Below are 16,643 nucleotides of genomic sequence, written 5' to 3'. Positions count from 1 at the left end.
ATCACTCCCGGCACCGGGCACTCCCGCCCCGCACCAGACGTACCCCGAAACGGCACGTATCATCCTGCCAGCCCACGAACCCCATGGCAGCACTCACGAACCACGAGGCCATGTAGGATTTGCGGTCGCTTGTCCACAGCGGGTCGGGTAACGGCGCGAAGACCGAGGCGACGCACGGGTCTCCCACGGTGACGCCAGCGTCCACGAGTGTGAGGAGTTCATCCACCGTGGGCAAGCGCCAGTCGTCATGCCCCGCGAAACGAAGGGCGTTGCGGGCCTCGACATAGGCCTCCGCCTCGTCACGCGTGAGCGGGAAATCGCAGCCTCCGGTCTCCCATTGTAGCCCCGTGGCCGCATGGGACACCGTGCCGTCGTCTCGGGCCTCCAGCCCCTGCCTCGCCGCTGAGGCGGGACGCCAGAGGGCATCAAGCGCGAACGTCGCGCGGGCCTCGTGCACCCCCACCTTCACCGGGCGGCACCGCACACCGCCCGACGCGGCTGGCGCGCCTTCGCACGTGACTGCCTGTCCTGCCTGACCCGCCTGTCCTGCCTGACCGGTCTCATCAGTCTGGCCCGCCTGTACGGATTCGTGCCCGGCATCATGCCGCATATCGCTGGCATCCCCCGGCCCCGCAGCCTGTTCAGGTATAAGTCGGCAGGTGGCCTCGACCTGCTTCCGCCATGCGGCCTCGCAACGGGCGAGTGCCGCCAGCATGGATGCCGCATCGGGAAAGCGACGCGCAGGGTCGGCTGCCATGGCGGTATCGAAGAAGGCATCCCACCCTTCATCGAGTTCATCGGAAAGGGCACTGGCACGGGGGATGCGTCCATCCTTCATGCGCTCTTCATCGGTGGGCAATACGCCCGTGAGCATCCGGAAGAGCATCACCCCCACCGGGTACAGGTCGGCCCGCGCGTCCACGGCATCGGGTGCGGACTCCTGTTCAGGCGGTGCGTAGTACGGCGACCCCACCTTCACCCCACGCGGCGAGAGACGCGTCTCACCCCGCAGGCGCGAAAGCCCGAAGTCGATGAGTTTCACCGCATCGTCACCCGTCACCATGATGTTGAAGGGCTTCACGTCACGATGGACGATGCCCTCATGGTGCATCCGGCGCAACGCCTCCAGCGTCTGGCGTGCATAGCGCACGGCCCTCTCCAGCGGCAGGCGTCGTGTGGGGGCCTCCACGCGGTAGCTTTCGCCCATGAGCAAGCCGAGATTGAGGCAATAGTATTCCATGACGAAGAAGGGCAGCCCGCCCGCCTCGTCCACATCCCACACCGCCGCCACATGTGGATGGTCCAGCGACGCCATGACTGTGGCCTCGTGCAGGAAGCCCTCTCGCAGGGCGTCCATGCCCGCGAGGTCGACGAGGATGTCAGCGGGCTTCAGCAGCTTGAGGGCAGCCACCCGGCCTGTCACAGGCTGGCGCACCTTGTACACCACGCCCATGCCACCACGGCCCAGTAAACCGCAGACTTCGTAACGTCCTATCTTCATTTCAGTCTCTCTCGCAGGAAATCTATTCAGCCTGAAAGTGTCCCCACCGGCGCAGCCCGGCACGCCGGTCACTGACGCCCAGCGACCGGCAACGCATCGCAAACTCTACGCAAGCCGATCGAATCAGCCCAGCCTGTCGATGTACCGCTGTGCCACCCCCGCCTCGGCGAAGCGACGCACCGCCGCCGCCACGTCATAGGCGACACGCCGCACGGTGAGGGTGCGCGCCGTGTCGTCCCATACGACATACTTGGCACGCGGGTCGCCATCACGCGGTTGCCCGACGCTACCCACGTTGACGAGATGACGCGCCCCGGCATCTAGGACAAGGGTCTGCACGGTCACGCGCGGACTTGCTGTGGAGAGGGTCAGGCCTTCAGGCTGCGCACCGGGTGACGTTGCGAGTGTCGCGTCGGGTGACGGGCCGGGTAACGGGCCGGGAGGCATCTGGCCCGCCACGTCCGGTGACGCCGTGGGCAGCAGCACGGAGGCGACCGCACCCGTCTCGTCGCAGCGCAGCACTTCGAGGTCGTGCGTATGCCCTACAAAGCACAAGGCCTCCGCGAAGAGGGTGAAGACCTTGGGCAGTCGCCGCCCCATGAATTCGAAGAGATAGGTGAAAGGCGAGTCCGGCGGCATACCGTGTACGAAACGGCACCCGTGGCGCAGCAACACCGGAGGCATGGACGCGATGCAGGCCCGCCCGTCCGCATCAAGCCACGCCTCGGTGAGGTCGAGTGCCTCGCGGGACTGGCTGTTGAACCTGCGCCGCCTACGCCTGTCGGCGATGGCCGCCTCGTGGTTGCCCAGCACGGAATCGATGCCTCGTTGACGCAGCAGACGCAGCACAGGGCCGGGGTCGGGGCCGTAGCCCACATTGTCACCCAGCGAGATGATGTCATCCACGTCCTGCGTCGCGATGTCGGCGAGTACCGCCTCGAATGCACCGAGGTTGCCGTGGATGTCGGAGAGTACGACGAGTCGCATGGACGACTGATAGCAGGCCCGCCCCGGCTTGGAAAGCAGACGGCCCCCGTCGCACGAAGCGGCGGGGGCCGGGAATGACCTTGTTGGCGCAGGACCTTCTACAGTCCGGCTGTCACGATGTCACCGAAGGCGACCGTGCCCACGGTGGTGGCGTTCTCCATCTGCGTGGCGAGGTCGACGGTGACGCGCCGCGAGGCGATGGCCTCGTTGACGGCCTTGTAGATGCGTTCTGCCGCTTCGTTCCAGCCCATGTGTTCCAGCATGAGCGCACCGCAGAGGATGAGGCTGCCGGGGTTGGCCTTGTCCTGCCCTGCGATGGTGGGGGCGGTGCCGTGGGTGGCCTCGAAGAAGGCGAGGCTGTCGGACATGTTCACGCCGGGGGCGAGGCCGAGGCCGCCCACCTGCGCAGCCAGCGCGTCGGAGATGTAGTCGCCGTTGAGGTTGGACGTGGCGATGACGCTGTACTGCTGGGGGCGGATGAGCACCTCCTGGAACATGGCGTCGGCGATGCGGTCCTTGACCACGAGGCGCCCCGCGGTGCCCTCGGTCTCCGTGGTGGTGAGGTCGGCGAATTCGTCACGCGCCACCTCGTAGCCCCACTCGCGGAAGCCACCCTCGGTGAACTTCATGATGTTGCCCTTGTGTACCAGCGTGAGATTGGGCCGCTTCTGGTCGATGGCGAAGCGCAGGGCGCGGCGCACGAGACGCTTGCTGCCCTTCTCCGTCATGGGCTTGATGCCCACGGCGGCTTCGATGTCGACCTTCGCCCCCAGTTCATCACGCAGGAAGGCGATGAGACGCTTGGCCTCGGGCGTGCCCGCGCGGTACTCAATGCCCGCGTACACGTCTTCGGTGTTCTCGCGAAAGACCACCATGTCCACGAGGTCGGGACGCTTCACCGGAGACATGATGCCGTCGAAGTACCTGATGGGCCGGATGCAGGCGTACAGGTCCAGCGTCTGGCGCATGGTCACGTTCAGGCTGCGAAAACCCTTGCCCACCGGGGTGCCCAGCGGCCCCTTGATGGCAAGTTCAGCCGTCGCCAGCGTATCGAGCGTGGACTGGGGCAGGTATTCGCCCGTCTCGCGGTGGGCCTTCTCGCCCGCCAGCAGTTCCTTCCATTCGATGGAGCGCGAGTCGCCGTAGGACTTCTCCACCGCAGCGTCGATGACCGGGCGGGCAGCCTTCCACACCTCGGGTCCGATGCCGTCACCTTCAATCCAGTAGACCGTCTTACGCATGACCGCTCCTTTGTGGAAACCCCGCACGTCAGGCGTGCGGGGTTCTGGTATCGTGCCGGGCCACTTGGCGCCGGGGGCGAGGCAATGGCCTATCTCGAATCACCTTTTTTGTCAAAAACAACGACACACCCGTTACACGTGGACATTTGGGATGCATTTAACGTAAAAGCATGTAACACACCAAAAACAAAAGGTATCAGAAGCTTGCCCGTCCAGCACTCTGCGCATCTTGGGGCTCATGCCCCAAACAAACTCGTGCCTGGACCGAGTGGCCACGCAAGATTCTGTAAGCACCGCACCAACATCACAACTATCACACGACACACCACATGAAGGAACGTATTGCATACATAGACGCCCTAAAGGTTATCGCGTGCTTCGCTGTCATCAATTTGCACTGCACTTCTCCATGGGTATCTAATTTTCTGGGTTCACCATTATGGTTCGTAGCCATGGGAAATGCCGTCATCACCCATCTCGCAGTCCCCATGTTCTTCATGCTTGCCGGTGCAGTCATACCTGAACGCATCGACGACATCGGTCAACACTACAGAAAAACGCTTTGGCGCTATGTTGTGCCAACCCTACTTTCTCTAGTTCTTTACAAAATACTGGGTATACTTCTTCTCGATCAGCGGGATTATCTCGCTGGAGTATTTTACAATATTGGAAGCAACCCAGGATTCCACTTATGGTTCATGTGGATTTACATTGGCTATATGGTCGTTCTTCCCGTGCTCGTCGTTATTGCGAGAGATGTGCTGAGCTAGTTATTACCTGACAGTAGGCCCTTCAAAAGGAAGTGGTCATGCCGTTCCCGACTGGGGTAGCGATGAGGTTGCGAAGCTTCATCAACCACCAGCAAGGAATCCGACATGACCACAGGCAAGAAGGTAGCACGAAGGAAGTTGAGCCTGCTAGAGCTTGCAAGCGAACTCGACAACGTGAGCAAGGCGTGCCGCATCATGGGGTATTCGCGGCAGCAGTTCTATGAAATCCGCCGTAATTACCAGACGTTTGGCGCAGAAGGGCTTGTGGACCGCCTGCCGGGGCCACGAGAACCACACCCGAACCGGGTGGACGAGGCGACAGAGGATAGGATTTTGGCGTACAGCCTTGAATTTCCGACGCATGGCCCCGTCCGCGTGGCCCAACAGTTGGTTTTGCAAGGTGTTCAGGTCAGTTCCGGGGGCGTGCGGGGTGTCTGGAGCCGCAACGGGATGCTGACCCGACATGAACGGCTGCTGCGCCTGGAGCGGCATGTGCGTGATACCGGAATCGCCCTGAATGACGACCAGGTTCGCACCTTGGAGCGATTCAGCCCGGAATTCCGGGAGCGCCATATCGAAACCCGGTGCAGCGGCGATCTGGTGGCCGTGGATACGTTTTTCGTAGGCACGCTGAAGGGCGTGGGGAAAATCTATCTGCAATCGGCCATCGACTGCCACAGCCGCTACGCCTTCGGCAGACTGTACACCAGCAAGCTGCCGGTTACGGCGGTACACATGCTCAACGAGTCCGTGCTGCCCTTTTTCGAGGAGCACGACACGCCGGTCGTCACAGTGCTTTCGGATAATGGCCGGGAATTCTGCGGGCGTCCTGACAGACACCCCTACGAACTATTCCTGCAACTGGAAAATATCGAGCACCGGACAACCCGCGTCAGACGTCCGCAAAGCAACGGCTTTGTGGAGCGGCTGCACAGGACATTGCTCGACGAGCATTTCAGGATTCAGGGGCGAAAAAACTGGTATGAGTCTCTGGATGAAATGCAGGCAGACCTTGACGCCTACTTGCGCCACTATAACCACGAGCGGGCACACCAAGGCAGAAACATGAGCGGCCGGACACCCTATCAAGCCTTCCTTGATAGCCGTCCCGAAGGGCAGCCGAAAGAAGACAACGAAGGACACTACGCAGCCTGATCAGCGCCCCAGCCGGGTACGGCAAGTGTCAGGTGAATACTATCTCTGTACATTGCTCAGTGGTTAGGTATTATATTTCCTGTCAAGAATATCATATTCACGGTATATGGATTATACTTTGTCACCGGACATCATCTCGCCGTCAGCCCCAATCGATTTAAGAGCATTACCTTATTGAAATGGTTTTCAATCACATATATCGCAACATACGCTACAGCAACCATTTCATCATATGATGACACACTGTATCTTGCAAAATTCCTTACAAAAGATTCTATACTTATATTCGCTCTCACATCGATTGCCTTTTTGCTCATAAAGCAGACATGCAACCATCAATGCAGCATATTGACAACGCTTTCAAAGCACACGTTCAATATATACCTTCTGCATGCTGCCTTTTTCCTTAAACCTTTCTCATTTCTTGCTTTTCCCTCAATCACACTCCACGGCCTTGCTGGCAGTATCTTCGTGACCACGCCTGTCACCTTCATACTTTGTTTGTGTATCAGTGTTCTTTTAAGCATCGCCACCCGATTCATCACCAAGAGGGCACGCCCCGGTGGCTTGGCATAAGGTGACTGTAAAAGGCTTCATCCACCCAGATAATGCGTGGGCATGGTCATCTTCACGCTCAATCTGCCTTGAGGCCGCGCGCCATGGCGCACCGACCTTGCAGTACAGCGACGTGCCCCCCGTCCATGTGGCCAAGAAACGGGAACAACACAGAAACGGGCGGCCCGAAGGCCGCCCTCAGTCACCCTTATCTCTCCGCCCACGCCTTCATGAACGAGGCGGCGTCGCCGCCCGCGTCGAGATGACGCAACAGGGCAGAACCGAAGATGACGGCGTCGGGCGGATGTGACAGCCCCTCCAGTTGCGCTGGACGGCTGATGCCGAAACCGAGCGCCACGGGGATGGAGAAGCACTGACGTGCCCGCGCCAGCGTGTCCGCCACCTCCACGGGCAGGCCGTCCCGCACGCCCGTGGTGCCCATGACCGACACCACATAGACGTAGCCCGAGGCGACGGCGGCATACTCGCGCATACGCCCTTCGCCCGTGTTGGGCCCCACCAGCGCTATGAGGTCCATGTCCCGCGCGGCAAGCAGTGCCCGCAGGTCGGCGTCCTCATCCAGTGGCAGGTCGGGGATGATGCACCCCGCCACGCCTGCGTCCGCCGCATCGCTCACGAAACGCTCGAAGCCGTACTGCATGAACGGGTTGAGGTACCCCATCAGCACAAGCCCTGCACGCAGCCTGCCCTTGCGGGCCGCCAGTCCGTCCATGATCCAGCGCAGCGTCACACCGGACTCCAGCGCGCGCTGCGAGGCGGCCGCCACCACCGGGCCGTCCGCCACGGGGTCGGAGAAGGGCACGCCCACTTCGATGATGTCGGCCCCTGCCGCGTCGAGGGCCTCGAGTTCATCCCAGAAGCGTTCTTTCGTCGGGAAGCCCGCCGTCAGAAAGGGGATGAGGGCGGGACGCCCCGCCGCCTGTGCCTCGCGAATGCGCCGTTCGAGACGTGACGCGCTCATGCCTTGCCTCCCAAGCTGGGGAACAGGTGTTCCCGCACGATGTCCATATCCTTGTCGCCACGTCCCGAAAGGTTCACCACCACATTGCCGCCCTGCGGCAGCAGATGCGGGTTCTCAAGCACCCATGCCACCGCGTGCGACGATTCCAGCGCGGGGATGATGCCCTCGGCGCGGGTGAGTGCCTTGAATGCGGCAAGCGCCTGCGTGTCGGTGACCATGCCGTAGACCACGCGCCCCGTGGCCCCGAGATGGGCATGTTCCGGCCCCACACCGGGGTAGTCGAGTCCCGCCGAGACGGAGTGCGACGGCAGTATCTGTCCGTCGCCGTCCTGTAGCAGCATGGTACGGTTGCCATGCAGCACCCCCGGCGACCCAAGGTTGATGGGTGCGGAGTTGTAGCACCCCGGTTCGCCCGTGCCTGCGGCCTCGACACCCACGATGCGCACGTCCGCATCGTCCACGAAGGCGTGGAACATGCCGATGGCATTGGAACCGCCGCCCACGCACGCCACCACCATGTCGGGCAGCGCACCCGTGCGTTCCAGCATCTGCCGCCGGGTCTCGTGACCGATGACAGCCTGAAAGTCGCGCACCAGCGTGGGGAAGGGGTGCGGCCCCGCCGCCGTGCCGAAGCAGTAGTGCGTACTGCCCTGTTCCGCTATCCAGTAGCGCAGGGTCTCGTTGATGGCGTCCTTGAGGGTGCGCGTGCCGCTTTCCACGGGCACGACCTCCGCCCCCAGCAGCTTCATGCGCATGACGTTGGCGGACTGGCGTTCCACATCCACCGCCCCCATGAAGACGATGCACGACAGCCCCAGCCGTGCCGCCGCCGCTGCGGTGGCCACGCCATGCTGCCCCGCGCCGGTCTCCGCCACGAGACGCGTCTTGCCCATGCGCCGGGCCAGCAACGCCTGCCCGAGGGTGTTGTTCACCTTGTGCGCCCCGGTGTGCAGCAGGTCTTCACGTTTCAGCCACAGGGTGCAGCCGAGTTCACGCGACAGGGTGTCGCACCGGGTGAGGGGGGTCTCACGCCCTGCGAAGTTGTGCAGCAGGTCGTCAAGCTCATGGCGGAATGCCTGCGTGGGCATGATGTCGCGCATGGCCGCCTCAATCTCCATCAGGGGCGGCATCAGCAGTTCAGGCACGAACCTGCCGCCGAAATCGCCGAAGTAACCTTTCTTCATGACCTTGCATCTCCGATGCGGGCTTCAGGCCCGCTGACATCGCCGCACGCCGCAAGGGCGACGAGGGCGTTTTCGATTCGTTGCATGTCCTTGATGCCGGGGGCCGATTCGACGCCGGAATTGAGATCGACCCCCCACGGGTGACAGGCCCGCACGGCCCTTTCCACGTTATCCGGCCCGAGGCCCCCGGCCAGCAGCCACGGGCGCGGGCAGGACATCCCCTCCAGCGCATCCCACGGCAGTGTCGCGCCATGACCGCCGCCCGCAGTGCCCGCATCGAACACGAAGTGCCCGACATACGGGGCCAGCGTCGCAAGTTCATGCTCAAACGACACTGTGGTGGCATGTCTTGCGGGCCACACGGCACGCAGAAGGCGGCCACGGGCCATGTCGTGCGGCGAGTCGGCGTGTTCACCGCCCGACGAGGGCGACATCCCCGAGAGCACCTCGGGCAGGATGTCTGCCAGTGCCGCGACAAGTTCCTTGCAGAACGCCACATCCTGCCCGCCATGCAGCTGGGCCATGTGCAGACGCGCCACGCGCATCGTGCGCACCACCTCATCCACGGACTGACGCACGAACACGCCCACCCGCAGCATCCTCCCCGTGTCCATGTCCGCCACGCACGCCGGGTCGACGTTTCGGGGACTCGACGCGTGGAAGATGAACCCGCCAAGGTGTACGCCAAGACGTGCGCAGCTGGCGGCATCCTCTTGCCGGGTGAGTCCGCACACCTTGACCCGCAGGCGGGTCTGGCGAGACGTGCTGGCACCCGGTTCACCCGATGCACCCGATTCCCCCGATACACCCGGTTCATCAGGTTCATCCGGCGACAGCGCCGGGGACGCCATCCCCCCCGGCAGGGCGGGCAGCAGAGGCGAAACATCCGTCCGGGACGTCACGCCGCCTCCCGCCCCAGCAGTGCACGCAGGGCCGCACCGGGGTCGCCCCCGCGCATCAGGGCCGTGCCCACCAGTGCCGCGTCGTACCCGGCGGTGGCTGCGGCGGCGAGGTGTTCCGGGGCAGACATCCCGCTGGCCGCCACCCACGTCTCCGCCGCATCGCGCAAGACGCCCATGCCAAGGCAGGCAGGCATGCTCACCTTGAGCGTGTCGAGGTCGCGGGCGTTGACCTGAATGATGCGCGCCCCCGATGCCCTTGCGATGTCGAGGTCGTCGGTGTCGAAGACCTCCACCACGGCGTCCATGCCTTGCGCCTCTGCCTGTTCACGCAGGTCGCGCAACAGGGCCGCGTCGGGCGTGAGGCGCACGATGAGCAGCAGGGCCGAGGCGGGTGTGGCGGCCGTGGCCGTCACCTGCAAGGGGTGCATGATGAAGTCCTTGCGCAGCAGGGGCAGACCCGGCGCGGTCATGCGGCCGAGGTATGAAAGCTCACCCCTGAAGTGCACTTCCTCGGTGAGTACCGAGATGGCGGTGGCCCCGCCCGCCTCATAGGCCGTGGCCACCTCTTCGGGAGTCAGCTTCGTGTCGATGACCCCGCATGAGGGCGAGGCCCGCTTGTACTCGGCGATGACGGCAAGACCGTCGCCGCGCAGGGCAGTACCGAACGCGGGGCGCGGGCCTGCGAAAGGCGCAGGCAGACCGCCACGGCGGGCGCATTGCTCCAGTTTGTCCACCTCATGCCGCTTGGCGGCGCGGAAACGTTCAAGCATGGAGCACCTTCCTTCCCGCGCCTGCGTGCACGGCGCGGCGTGCCTCGTTCATGCAGTCTTCAAGGGGCCTGTCGTCGTGCAGCAGGTGCAGGGCCATGCCCACGTTGAATACCAGCATGTCGCGCATGGCCTGCGGGCCTGCGCCCGAAAGGAGTTCACGCAGCACCCGCACGGCCTCCTCCCTGTCACGCACCACGAGGTCTTCGGGGGTGCATGGCGCGATACCGTAGCGAGCAGGATCGACCTCATGTTCGGACACGATGCCGTCACGCAGGAACAGCACCCGCGCGGGGCCCAGCGGCGTCAACTCGTCATAGCCGCCCGCCCCGAACACCACGGCAGCGCGGGCCGCGCCGGTACGCCGCAGTGTCTCGGCCATGAGCGGCATGAGCGACTCGCGCGCCACGCCAAGCAGCATGTGCGTAGGCCGAGCCGGGTTGAGAAGCGGCCCCAGCAGGTTGAAGAGGGTACGCACACCCAGTTCGCGGCGGATGGGCATCACGTGCCTGAAGGCGGGATGGAAGCGCGGCGCGAAGAGAAAGGCGAAACCGCGCTCATGCAGCATGGCGGGCACGTCGGCAGCGTCCACCTCCAGCGGCAGGCCCAGCCCTTCGATGGCGTCGGCGCTGCCGCAACTGGACGAGACCGCCCGGTTGCCGTGCTTGACCACCTTGTGGCCCATGCCCGCCAGCGTGAGTGCCGTGGCGGTGGAACAATTGAACGACGAACGGCCGTCGCCGCCCGTTCCCACGATGTCGATGCTTGGCGCATCGACACCGCGCACCGTCACTGCACGGGCCAGCGCCGCGCGCACGGCCTCTGTCATCTCGTCGGCGGTCTCGCCCTTCATGCGCAGTCCCATGAGGAACGAGCCCGCCTGCGCCGGTGTCATGTCGCCGTCCATGAGACTGGCGAAGCCTGCGCCCGCCATCTCGGGATGCAGGTCGCACCCGGTGGCAAGCGTCTCGAGGATGGTCGCTATGGCGGTCATGCCGTCACCTCCTGCCGCACGGTCGCACCATGCGGCGTCATGCGGGGGCAGCTGCCGCCCGTCATTGCCGGGAAATTGCCCAGAAGCCGCACACCGTCCGGCGTGAGCACCGATTCGGGATGGAACTGTACGCCCACCCACGGCCTGTCGCGGTAGCGCATGGCCATGACCTCGCCTTCGGGCGTACGGGCGGTCACCTCGAGAAGGTCGGGCTTCTCTTCGGCCCGCACGATGAGCGAATGGTACCGCCCCACCGTCATGGGCTGCGGCAGTCCCGCGAAGAGTCCCGCGCCGTCATGGGTGATGTCCGAGGTCTTGCCGTGCATGATGCGCGGCCCCACCTCCACCGTGGCCCCCGCGTACAATCCCAGAACCTGATGCCCGAGGCACACGCCGAGGACAGGCACCGTACGGGGCAGCACGTCGAGAAAGGCGAGGCACCCACCGGCGTTGCGCGGATGGCTTGGCCCCGGCGAGATGCACACCATGTCGAGGTCGGGCCGTGTCGCGCATGCCACAAGGGCGGGGTCGTCGTTGCGCACCACCACCGGGGCGAGGCCCAGACCGTAGAACGCCTGCACCAGATTGAAGGTGAACGAGTCGTAGTTATCGATGAGCAGGAACATGACAGCCTCCATCCAGTGCGGCACGCATGGCCGCCGCCTTGTTGCAGCACTCCTTCCATTCCGCGGCGGGTTTCGAGTCGAACACGATGCCCGCCCCCGCCTGCCAGTGCACCTGCCCCTCGCGCACCCACATGCTGCGGATGGTGATGCCGGTGTCGAGACTCACGCTGTCACGGTCGAGTCCGAACCAGCCTATGCACCCGGCATAGGGGCCGCGCGGCTGTCCTTCGGCCTCGGCGATGATTTCCATGGCGCGCACCTTGGGGGCACCACTCACCGTGCCTGCCGGAAACGTGGCCGTCAGCACGTCCAGTGCGTCGTGCCCCTCTGCGAGGTCTGCGGTCACCCGCGAGGTGAGGTGCATGACGTGCGAGAACTTCTCCACCTCCATGAACCGCTCGACCTGCACCGTACCGGGGGCGGCGATGCGCCCGAGGTCGTTGCGCCCGAGGTCGACCAGCATGACATGTTCGGCGCGTTCCTTGGGGTCATCGAGCAATTCCGCCGCGAGGCGCGCGTCTTCGACGTCATCGACCCCGCGCGGACGGGTTCCGGCGATGGGGCTGACCTGCAACCGCCCCTTGCTGCAACGCACCATCACCTCCGGCGACGAACCCAGCAGCGAGACACCCGGCAGGCGCATGAAGAACATGTAGGGCGAGGGGTTGATGCGTCGCAGTCTGCGGTACAGCGTGAAGGGGTCGCCATTGAAGGACGCCTGGAACCGCGTGGAGAGCACCACCTGTATGGCCTCGCCCTGCCGGATCATCTCGCGGGTGCGCTCCACGGCGCGCTTGTAGGCTGACTCGTCGGGCACCGCGCGGGTGGGCCCCACCTCCGGCGTCTGCGGCGCACGGTCGAGCACCGAACGGTCGATGCGCAGACCGTTGCGGTCGGTGAGCGAGAGCATGGTCAGGCGGTTGTAGAGATGGTCGAAGACCACCACCGTGCCCGGCAGGGCAAGACACGCCTCTGCCGCTTCCGCCCGTAGCACCGGGGCGAGTTTGGGTTCGAGCAGACCTGCCACGCCGTAGCCCATGTACCCGTACAGGGCTCGCGTGATGGGCGGCTGGTTGGCGAAGTCGGGGTCCGGTTCGATGGTCAGCCGCCGCATGACGGCACGCACGCCCTCGATGAAGGGCATCCCCTCCAGCTCCTTCAGTGCCGCAAGACGCGGGTCGCGTACTGCCACCTCAAGCCGCCCTGCCGCACAGCCGAGACGCAGAAGGAAGTTGAAGCCGATGATGCTGTAACGCCCCCAGCGTCCGTCCACCTCGGCACTCTCGAGCAGGATGCCCTGCCCCGACCCCACCATGCCCAGAAACAGACTGATGGGCGTATCCACATCGCCCTCAAGCAGGCTGCACGACTGCCGCAGCACGATGCGCCCATCCGGGCATCCAGCCGGATTCGCATCCGCATGGGCACCTGCGCCCCCGGCTTGCGTGCCGGCTTGCGTGCTGGGCATCGCATGAGCATTGTCCTGCGTCGTGGCGTGACCGGCGACACGACCTGCGTCCTCTTCACCGCCCGTGCGCCGTTTCGCGCCTGCGGGCCTTTTCGCGTCGTCCATCTCCATGTCGTTCTCCTCGTGTCGCCTTTCCGGGATGCCGTCCCGGGCGTTTGCCCCTTTTGTGGCGAAAAAGAAAAAGCCGCGCCCCCGGGGAGGGAGCGCGGCTGCAACAACGATATGACGGTGCCGTACGCCTGTTACTGGCGTGCTCCTCCCCTGTCATCATGCGTGCGCCACCACCAGCGTGCGCGGTCGACGAGCACGTCGACATCGCCGGCGGAAGCGATGTTCAGGAAGGAACGGAACGAACGGACGGCGTCCTGACTGGCAGGATTGGCTTCGAACATGCCCTCGAACAGGGCTGCGTCTTCGGTGAGCATCTTGCGGGCCGCGTCGAGACGGCGGCGGAAGGAGGGCGTGACGAAGGGCAGAAGCTCTTCATTGTGGGCCAGCGTAGCGAGATAGGCGACGCTGGAGATGAAGTTCAGCCCCTGTATCATGGCGGCGGCACGGTCGTGCTCTTGCGCCGTGGTACGGAAGGTGTCACAGCCGATCATGCGAAAACACTGCTCCACGAGTGTTACATCCGCGTCACGGGCGGATGAACCGGGCGTCACAGCCACAGGCAGATGGTCGTCCTGCGGGTCCGGGCCGAAAAGGGGATGGGTTCCCACCACCGGCCCGGCGTGAAACGCCTGCATCACTTCCATTGGTCGTACCTTAACTGACGTGATGTCCGCAAGCACTTGTTTGGGAGAAAGCAGCGGTGCGACAATCGAGAGTACCTCTGCCAGCACCTCCACGGGCACACACAGGATGACCACATCCGCCCCCTGCACCGCCGGGCGCACGGTGTCGGGCGTCAGGGGCCTGTCCACACCGGCGACCTCGCACCCGGCAGCGGAGAAGCGCGACGTCAGCAGACGCCCCATGCGTCCCTTGTCACCCACGAGGGCTATCTTCACGGCGCTCATGCCCTCACCTTCTCCCATAGTTCCCAGAAATGCGGGAACGACTTGCTCACACACGAAGGGTCGTCAAGGCGCACATCCACCCCGCCAAGCCCAAGCAGGGCAAGACTCATGGCCATGCGATGGTCGCCGTGGGCGGAGAAGAGCGTACCCGGTTCAGTGGCGAGGGCACCGCCCTGCACCACCAGCCCGTCGGCGCGTTCCTCGGCGTTCACGCCCGCCCTGCGCAATTCTCCCACCGGGGCGGCGATGCGGTCGCTTTCCTTGATACGCAGGTGGGCCACGTTACGGACGACAGTACGCCCCGTGGCGAATGCCGCCACCGCCGCCACCGTGGGCACAAGGTCGGGGCAGTGGCCCATGTCCACCTCGACGCCATGCAACGGGGCGGGATGCACCACCACATGCCCCTCTCCGGGGCGGATGTCGGCACCCATGGCGGTGAGGATGTCGAGCAACGCCCGGTCGCCCTGCAGGGAGTCGACGCGCAGCCCCTCCACGCGCACAGGGCGAGGGCCCACGGCACCTGCGGCGAGAAAGTAGCTTGCGCCCGACCAGTCGCCCTCCACCCTGTAGCTGCCTGCGCGGTACATGCCGGGACGTACCCTGAAGCGCACCAGCCCCGGCACGGCCTCGTGCAGGCTACGCCAGTCCACCGCGCCCCACGGGGCGTCGACGGCGTCACGCGTCTCCACGGTGAAGTCGATGCCGAAATCCTCGAGGGTCTGGAGGGTGAGCCCCACATAGGGCCATGACACGACGCTCTTGCCAGCCACGTTCACGGTCATGCCCTGCGTCAGCGGCGCGGCAAGCAACAGGCCGGAAAGATACTGGCTCGACTCGTCCATGCCGATGGAGACCTCGCCACCGCGCATACCGGCAGCGTCGATGACGAGCGGCGGAAAGCCCGCGCGCGCCTCGAAGGCTATCTGCACGCCAAGTGATGCCAGCGCGTCGGTGAGTTCCCCGATGGGCCGTTCGTGCATGCGCGGAGCACCATGGATGCGGAAACGCCCCATGCCCGCCGCCAGCACGGCCGTGAGCAGACGGCAGGTGGTGCCCGACTCGTGCACATCGCACGATACGGGGGCCTCGAAGCCCCCTGCCGGGGTGCCCGCCACGCCGCGTACGAGGTAGCTTCCGGGGGCGCGCCGTTCGATGTGCGCCCCCGCCGCCCGGAGGATGTCGGCGGTGCAGGTCAGGTCGCGGCTTTCGAGCACATGTTCCACCGTCGACTCGCCTGCTGCCAGCGCCGCCCCGATGAGAGCGCGGTGCGAGAGCGACTTGGACGGCGGTGCGGTGACGACTACGGGTTCCATCACAGGCCTCCCTGGCCTATCTGATCGGGCAGACCGGGCAACGCTTCATGCGCCGCCATGTCGAAATGCGGCCCCACAGGATAGCTGCCGAGAATGCGCAACGTGTGGCACAGTGTGCGCAGTTCTTCGACGAGACGGGCGTACCGTTCAGTGCCGAGGTCGCATTCCACGTCCACGAAGAAGACGTACTGCCACTTCTCGCCCCGCAAGGGACGCGATTCGAGCTTCTTCATGTTGATGCCCTCGCGGGCCAGCAGTTCGAGCACTCCAGCCAGCGCACCTGCCTTGTCTGGCAGGGAGAAGAGCATGGAGGTCTTCTCGCGTCCCTGCTGGTCGGCAGGGGCGGGGGCGATGACCACGAAGCGCGTCCAGTTGTCTGGCTGGTCTTCGATACCCCGTTCCAGCACGTTGAGCCCGAGAAGGTCAGCGAGGCTGCGGTGACCGATGGCGGCGGCCCCCGCCTCGCCCGCCGCCCTGCGGGCTGCCGCGGCGGTGGATTCGGTGGGGATGATGCGGGCGTTGGGCAGGTGCGCACGCAGCCACCCGCCGCACTGGGCCAGCGGCTGCGGGTGCGAGTACACGGTGTCGATGTCCGCCAGTGCCGCCGCCGTGCCAAGCAGGCAGTGGCTGATGCGGCAGAAGAGTTCGGCCTGTATGAACACCTCGTGTTGCAGGAAGAGGTCGAGACTCTGCCCCACCGTACCCTGCAACGAGTTCTCCAGCGGCACGATGCCCAGTTCGCACTGGCGGTCGTGCACGGCGCGGAACACGTCGGGCAGACCGGGCTGCGGCCTGTAGTCCATGGCCCTGCCGAGGAACTCCATGCCTGCGAAATACGAGAAGGTGCCTTCAGGGCCGAGGTAGGCCACACGCTGCGGGCGTTGCAGGCTGCGCGACGAGGAGATGATCTCGCGCCAGATGGCTCGCAGGTGTTCGTCGGGCAACGGCCCTTCATTGGCGGCTTCGAGGTTGTCGAACACCTCGCGCTCACGGAAGGGGCGGAAGACGATGCCGGGGTCGGTGGCCTTGATGCGGCCGACCTCAAGACTCAGTGCGGCGCGTCGATTGAGCAGCGCAAGCAGGTCGCGGTCGAGACCGTCGATGGTCACGCGGATGGCCTGTAGCCGTTGCGCCACATCAGGCGGTGTGCCGTTCACGGGTTCGGGTGCGCTCACG

15 protein-coding genes are annotated in these 16,643 nt (G+C 64.9%); 2 read left to right on the top strand and 13 right to left on the bottom strand.

What is annotated here, in order from left to right; translation table 11 throughout:
• Position 1: 1 nt before the first annotated feature.
• The 3 genes from DVU_RS02305 to icd all read right to left on the bottom strand — a co-directional run bounded on the left by DVU_RS02305 (position 2) and on the right by icd (position 3,729).
• Positions 2-1,501, bottom strand: a complete 1,500-nt coding sequence (locus DVU_RS02305) for a protein kinase domain-containing protein (RefSeq protein WP_010937786.1) — start codon at positions 1,499-1,501, stop codon at positions 2-4.
• Positions 1,502-1,624: 123 nt separating this feature from the next.
• Entirely contained in the window at positions 1,625-2,488 is an 864-nt protein-coding gene (locus tag DVU_RS02300; RefSeq protein WP_010937785.1) for a metallophosphoesterase family protein, read from the bottom strand.
• Between the two features lie 98 nt (positions 2,489-2,586).
• Positions 2,587-3,729 (bottom strand): NADP-dependent isocitrate dehydrogenase, encoded by a 1,143-nt coding sequence (gene icd / locus DVU_RS02295; RefSeq protein ID WP_010937784.1) that lies wholly within the window; start codon positions 3,727-3,729, stop codon positions 2,587-2,589.
• Between the two features lie 329 nt (positions 3,730-4,058).
• On the opposite strand from icd, the gene DVU_RS02290 reads away from it, so the two are divergent.
• On the top strand, positions 4,059-4,499 hold the full coding sequence (locus DVU_RS02290; RefSeq protein ID WP_010937782.1) for an acyltransferase family protein: 441 nt from the start codon (positions 4,059-4,061) through the stop codon (positions 4,497-4,499).
• A 105-nt stretch (positions 4,500-4,604) separates the two neighbouring features.
• A complete protein-coding gene (locus DVU_RS02285; RefSeq protein ID WP_010937781.1) occupies positions 4,605-5,654 on the top strand; it encodes an IS481-like element ISDvu4 family transposase in 1,050 nt (349 codons plus the stop codon).
• A 763-nt stretch (positions 5,655-6,417) separates the two neighbouring features.
• Here the strand turns inward: DVU_RS02285 and trpA are convergent.
• From trpA to pheA, 10 genes are all read right to left on the bottom strand, one after another.
• Positions 6,418-7,191 carry a tryptophan synthase subunit alpha gene (gene trpA / locus DVU_RS02280; protein ID WP_010937778.1) on the bottom strand — a complete coding sequence of 258 codons (774 nt, stop codon included), beginning with the start codon at positions 7,189-7,191 and terminating at the stop codon, positions 6,418-6,420.
• The gene (trpB, locus tag DVU_RS02275) at positions 7,188-8,375 is read right to left on the bottom strand and encodes a tryptophan synthase subunit beta (RefSeq protein WP_010937777.1); all 1,188 of its coding nucleotides are present in this window, start codon (positions 8,373-8,375) and stop codon (positions 7,188-7,190) included. The genes trpA and trpB overlap by 4 nt, the downstream gene beginning before the upstream one ends.
• Entirely contained in the window at positions 8,372-9,226 is an 855-nt protein-coding gene (locus DVU_RS02270) for a phosphoribosylanthranilate isomerase (protein WP_010937776.1), read from the bottom strand. The genes trpB and DVU_RS02270 overlap by 4 nt, the downstream gene beginning before the upstream one ends.
• Positions 9,227-9,273: 47 nt before the next feature.
• Entirely contained in the window at positions 9,274-10,047 is a 774-nt protein-coding gene (locus tag DVU_RS02265) for an indole-3-glycerol-phosphate synthase (protein WP_010937775.1), read from the bottom strand.
• On the bottom strand, positions 10,040-11,038 hold the full coding sequence (trpD, locus tag DVU_RS02260) for an anthranilate phosphoribosyltransferase (protein WP_010937774.1): 999 nt from the start codon (positions 11,036-11,038) through the stop codon (positions 10,040-10,042). Before trpD ends, DVU_RS02265 begins: the two co-directional genes overlap by 8 nt.
• Positions 11,035-11,664, bottom strand: a complete 630-nt coding sequence (locus DVU_RS02255; protein WP_010937773.1) for an anthranilate synthase component II — start codon at positions 11,662-11,664, stop codon at positions 11,035-11,037. Before DVU_RS02255 ends, trpD begins: the two co-directional genes overlap by 4 nt.
• Complete coding sequence (locus DVU_RS02250) at positions 11,645-13,243, bottom strand: anthranilate synthase component I family protein (protein ID WP_010937772.1); 1,599 nt, start codon at positions 13,241-13,243, stop codon at positions 11,645-11,647. Before DVU_RS02250 ends, DVU_RS02255 begins: the two co-directional genes overlap by 20 nt.
• A 131-nt stretch (positions 13,244-13,374) precedes the next feature.
• The gene (locus DVU_RS02245) at positions 13,375-14,151 is read right to left on the bottom strand and encodes a prephenate dehydrogenase (protein ID WP_014524243.1); all 777 of its coding nucleotides are present in this window, start codon (positions 14,149-14,151) and stop codon (positions 13,375-13,377) included.
• Positions 14,148-15,467: a 3-phosphoshikimate 1-carboxyvinyltransferase gene (locus DVU_RS02240; RefSeq protein ID WP_010937770.1), complete on the bottom strand. Its 1,320-nt coding sequence runs from the start codon at positions 15,465-15,467 to the stop codon at positions 14,148-14,150. Before DVU_RS02240 ends, DVU_RS02245 begins: the two co-directional genes overlap by 4 nt.
• The gene (gene pheA, locus DVU_RS02235) at positions 15,467-16,642 is read right to left on the bottom strand and encodes a prephenate dehydratase (RefSeq protein ID WP_010937769.1); all 1,176 of its coding nucleotides are present in this window, start codon (positions 16,640-16,642) and stop codon (positions 15,467-15,469) included. The genes DVU_RS02240 and pheA overlap by 1 nt, the downstream gene beginning before the upstream one ends.
• Position 16,643 lies beyond the last annotated feature (1 nt).

Origin of the sequence: Nitratidesulfovibrio vulgaris str. Hildenborough (assembly GCF_000195755.1) — a bacterium.
GTDB classification, from domain to species: Bacteria; Desulfobacterota; Desulfovibrionia; order Desulfovibrionales; family Desulfovibrionaceae; genus Nitratidesulfovibrio; species Nitratidesulfovibrio vulgaris.
Note: the sequence above shows the minus strand (reverse complement) of the source record. Positions and strands in the feature narration are given on the sequence as shown.

Coding starts and splice junctions, on each gene's coding strand:
- DVU_RS02305 (WP_010937786.1), bottom strand. CDS start 1,501: ATGAAGATAGGACGTTACGAAGTCTGCGGTTTACTGGGCCGTGGTGGC.
- DVU_RS02300 (WP_010937785.1), bottom strand. CDS start 2,488: ATGCGACTCGTCGTACTCTCCGACATCCACGGCAACCTCGGTGCATTC.
- icd (WP_010937784.1), bottom strand. CDS start 3,729: ATGCGTAAGACGGTCTACTGGATTGAAGGTGACGGCATCGGACCCGAG.
- DVU_RS02290 (WP_010937782.1), top strand. CDS start 4,059: ATGAAGGAACGTATTGCATACATAGACGCCCTAAAGGTTATCGCGTGC.
- DVU_RS02285 (WP_010937781.1), top strand. CDS start 4,605: ATGACCACAGGCAAGAAGGTAGCACGAAGGAAGTTGAGCCTGCTAGAG.
- trpA (WP_010937778.1), bottom strand. CDS start 7,191: ATGAGCGCGTCACGTCTCGAACGGCGCATTCGCGAGGCACAGGCGGCG.
- trpB (WP_010937777.1), bottom strand. CDS start 8,375: ATGAAGAAAGGTTACTTCGGCGATTTCGGCGGCAGGTTCGTGCCTGAA.
- DVU_RS02270 (WP_010937776.1), bottom strand. CDS start 9,226: ATGGCGTCCCCGGCGCTGTCGCCGGATGAACCTGATGAACCGGGTGTA.
- DVU_RS02265 (WP_010937775.1), bottom strand. CDS start 10,047: ATGCTTGAACGTTTCCGCGCCGCCAAGCGGCATGAGGTGGACAAACTG.
- trpD (WP_010937774.1), bottom strand. CDS start 11,038: ATGACCGCCATAGCGACCATCCTCGAGACGCTTGCCACCGGGTGCGAC.
- DVU_RS02255 (WP_010937773.1), bottom strand. CDS start 11,664: ATGTTCCTGCTCATCGATAACTACGACTCGTTCACCTTCAATCTGGTG.
- DVU_RS02250 (WP_010937772.1), bottom strand. CDS start 13,243: ATGGAGATGGACGACGCGAAAAGGCCCGCAGGCGCGAAACGGCGCACG.
- DVU_RS02245 (WP_014524243.1), bottom strand. CDS start 14,151: ATGAGCGCCGTGAAGATAGCCCTCGTGGGTGACAAGGGACGCATGGGG.
- DVU_RS02240 (WP_010937770.1), bottom strand. CDS start 15,467: ATGGAACCCGTAGTCGTCACCGCACCGCCGTCCAAGTCGCTCTCGCAC.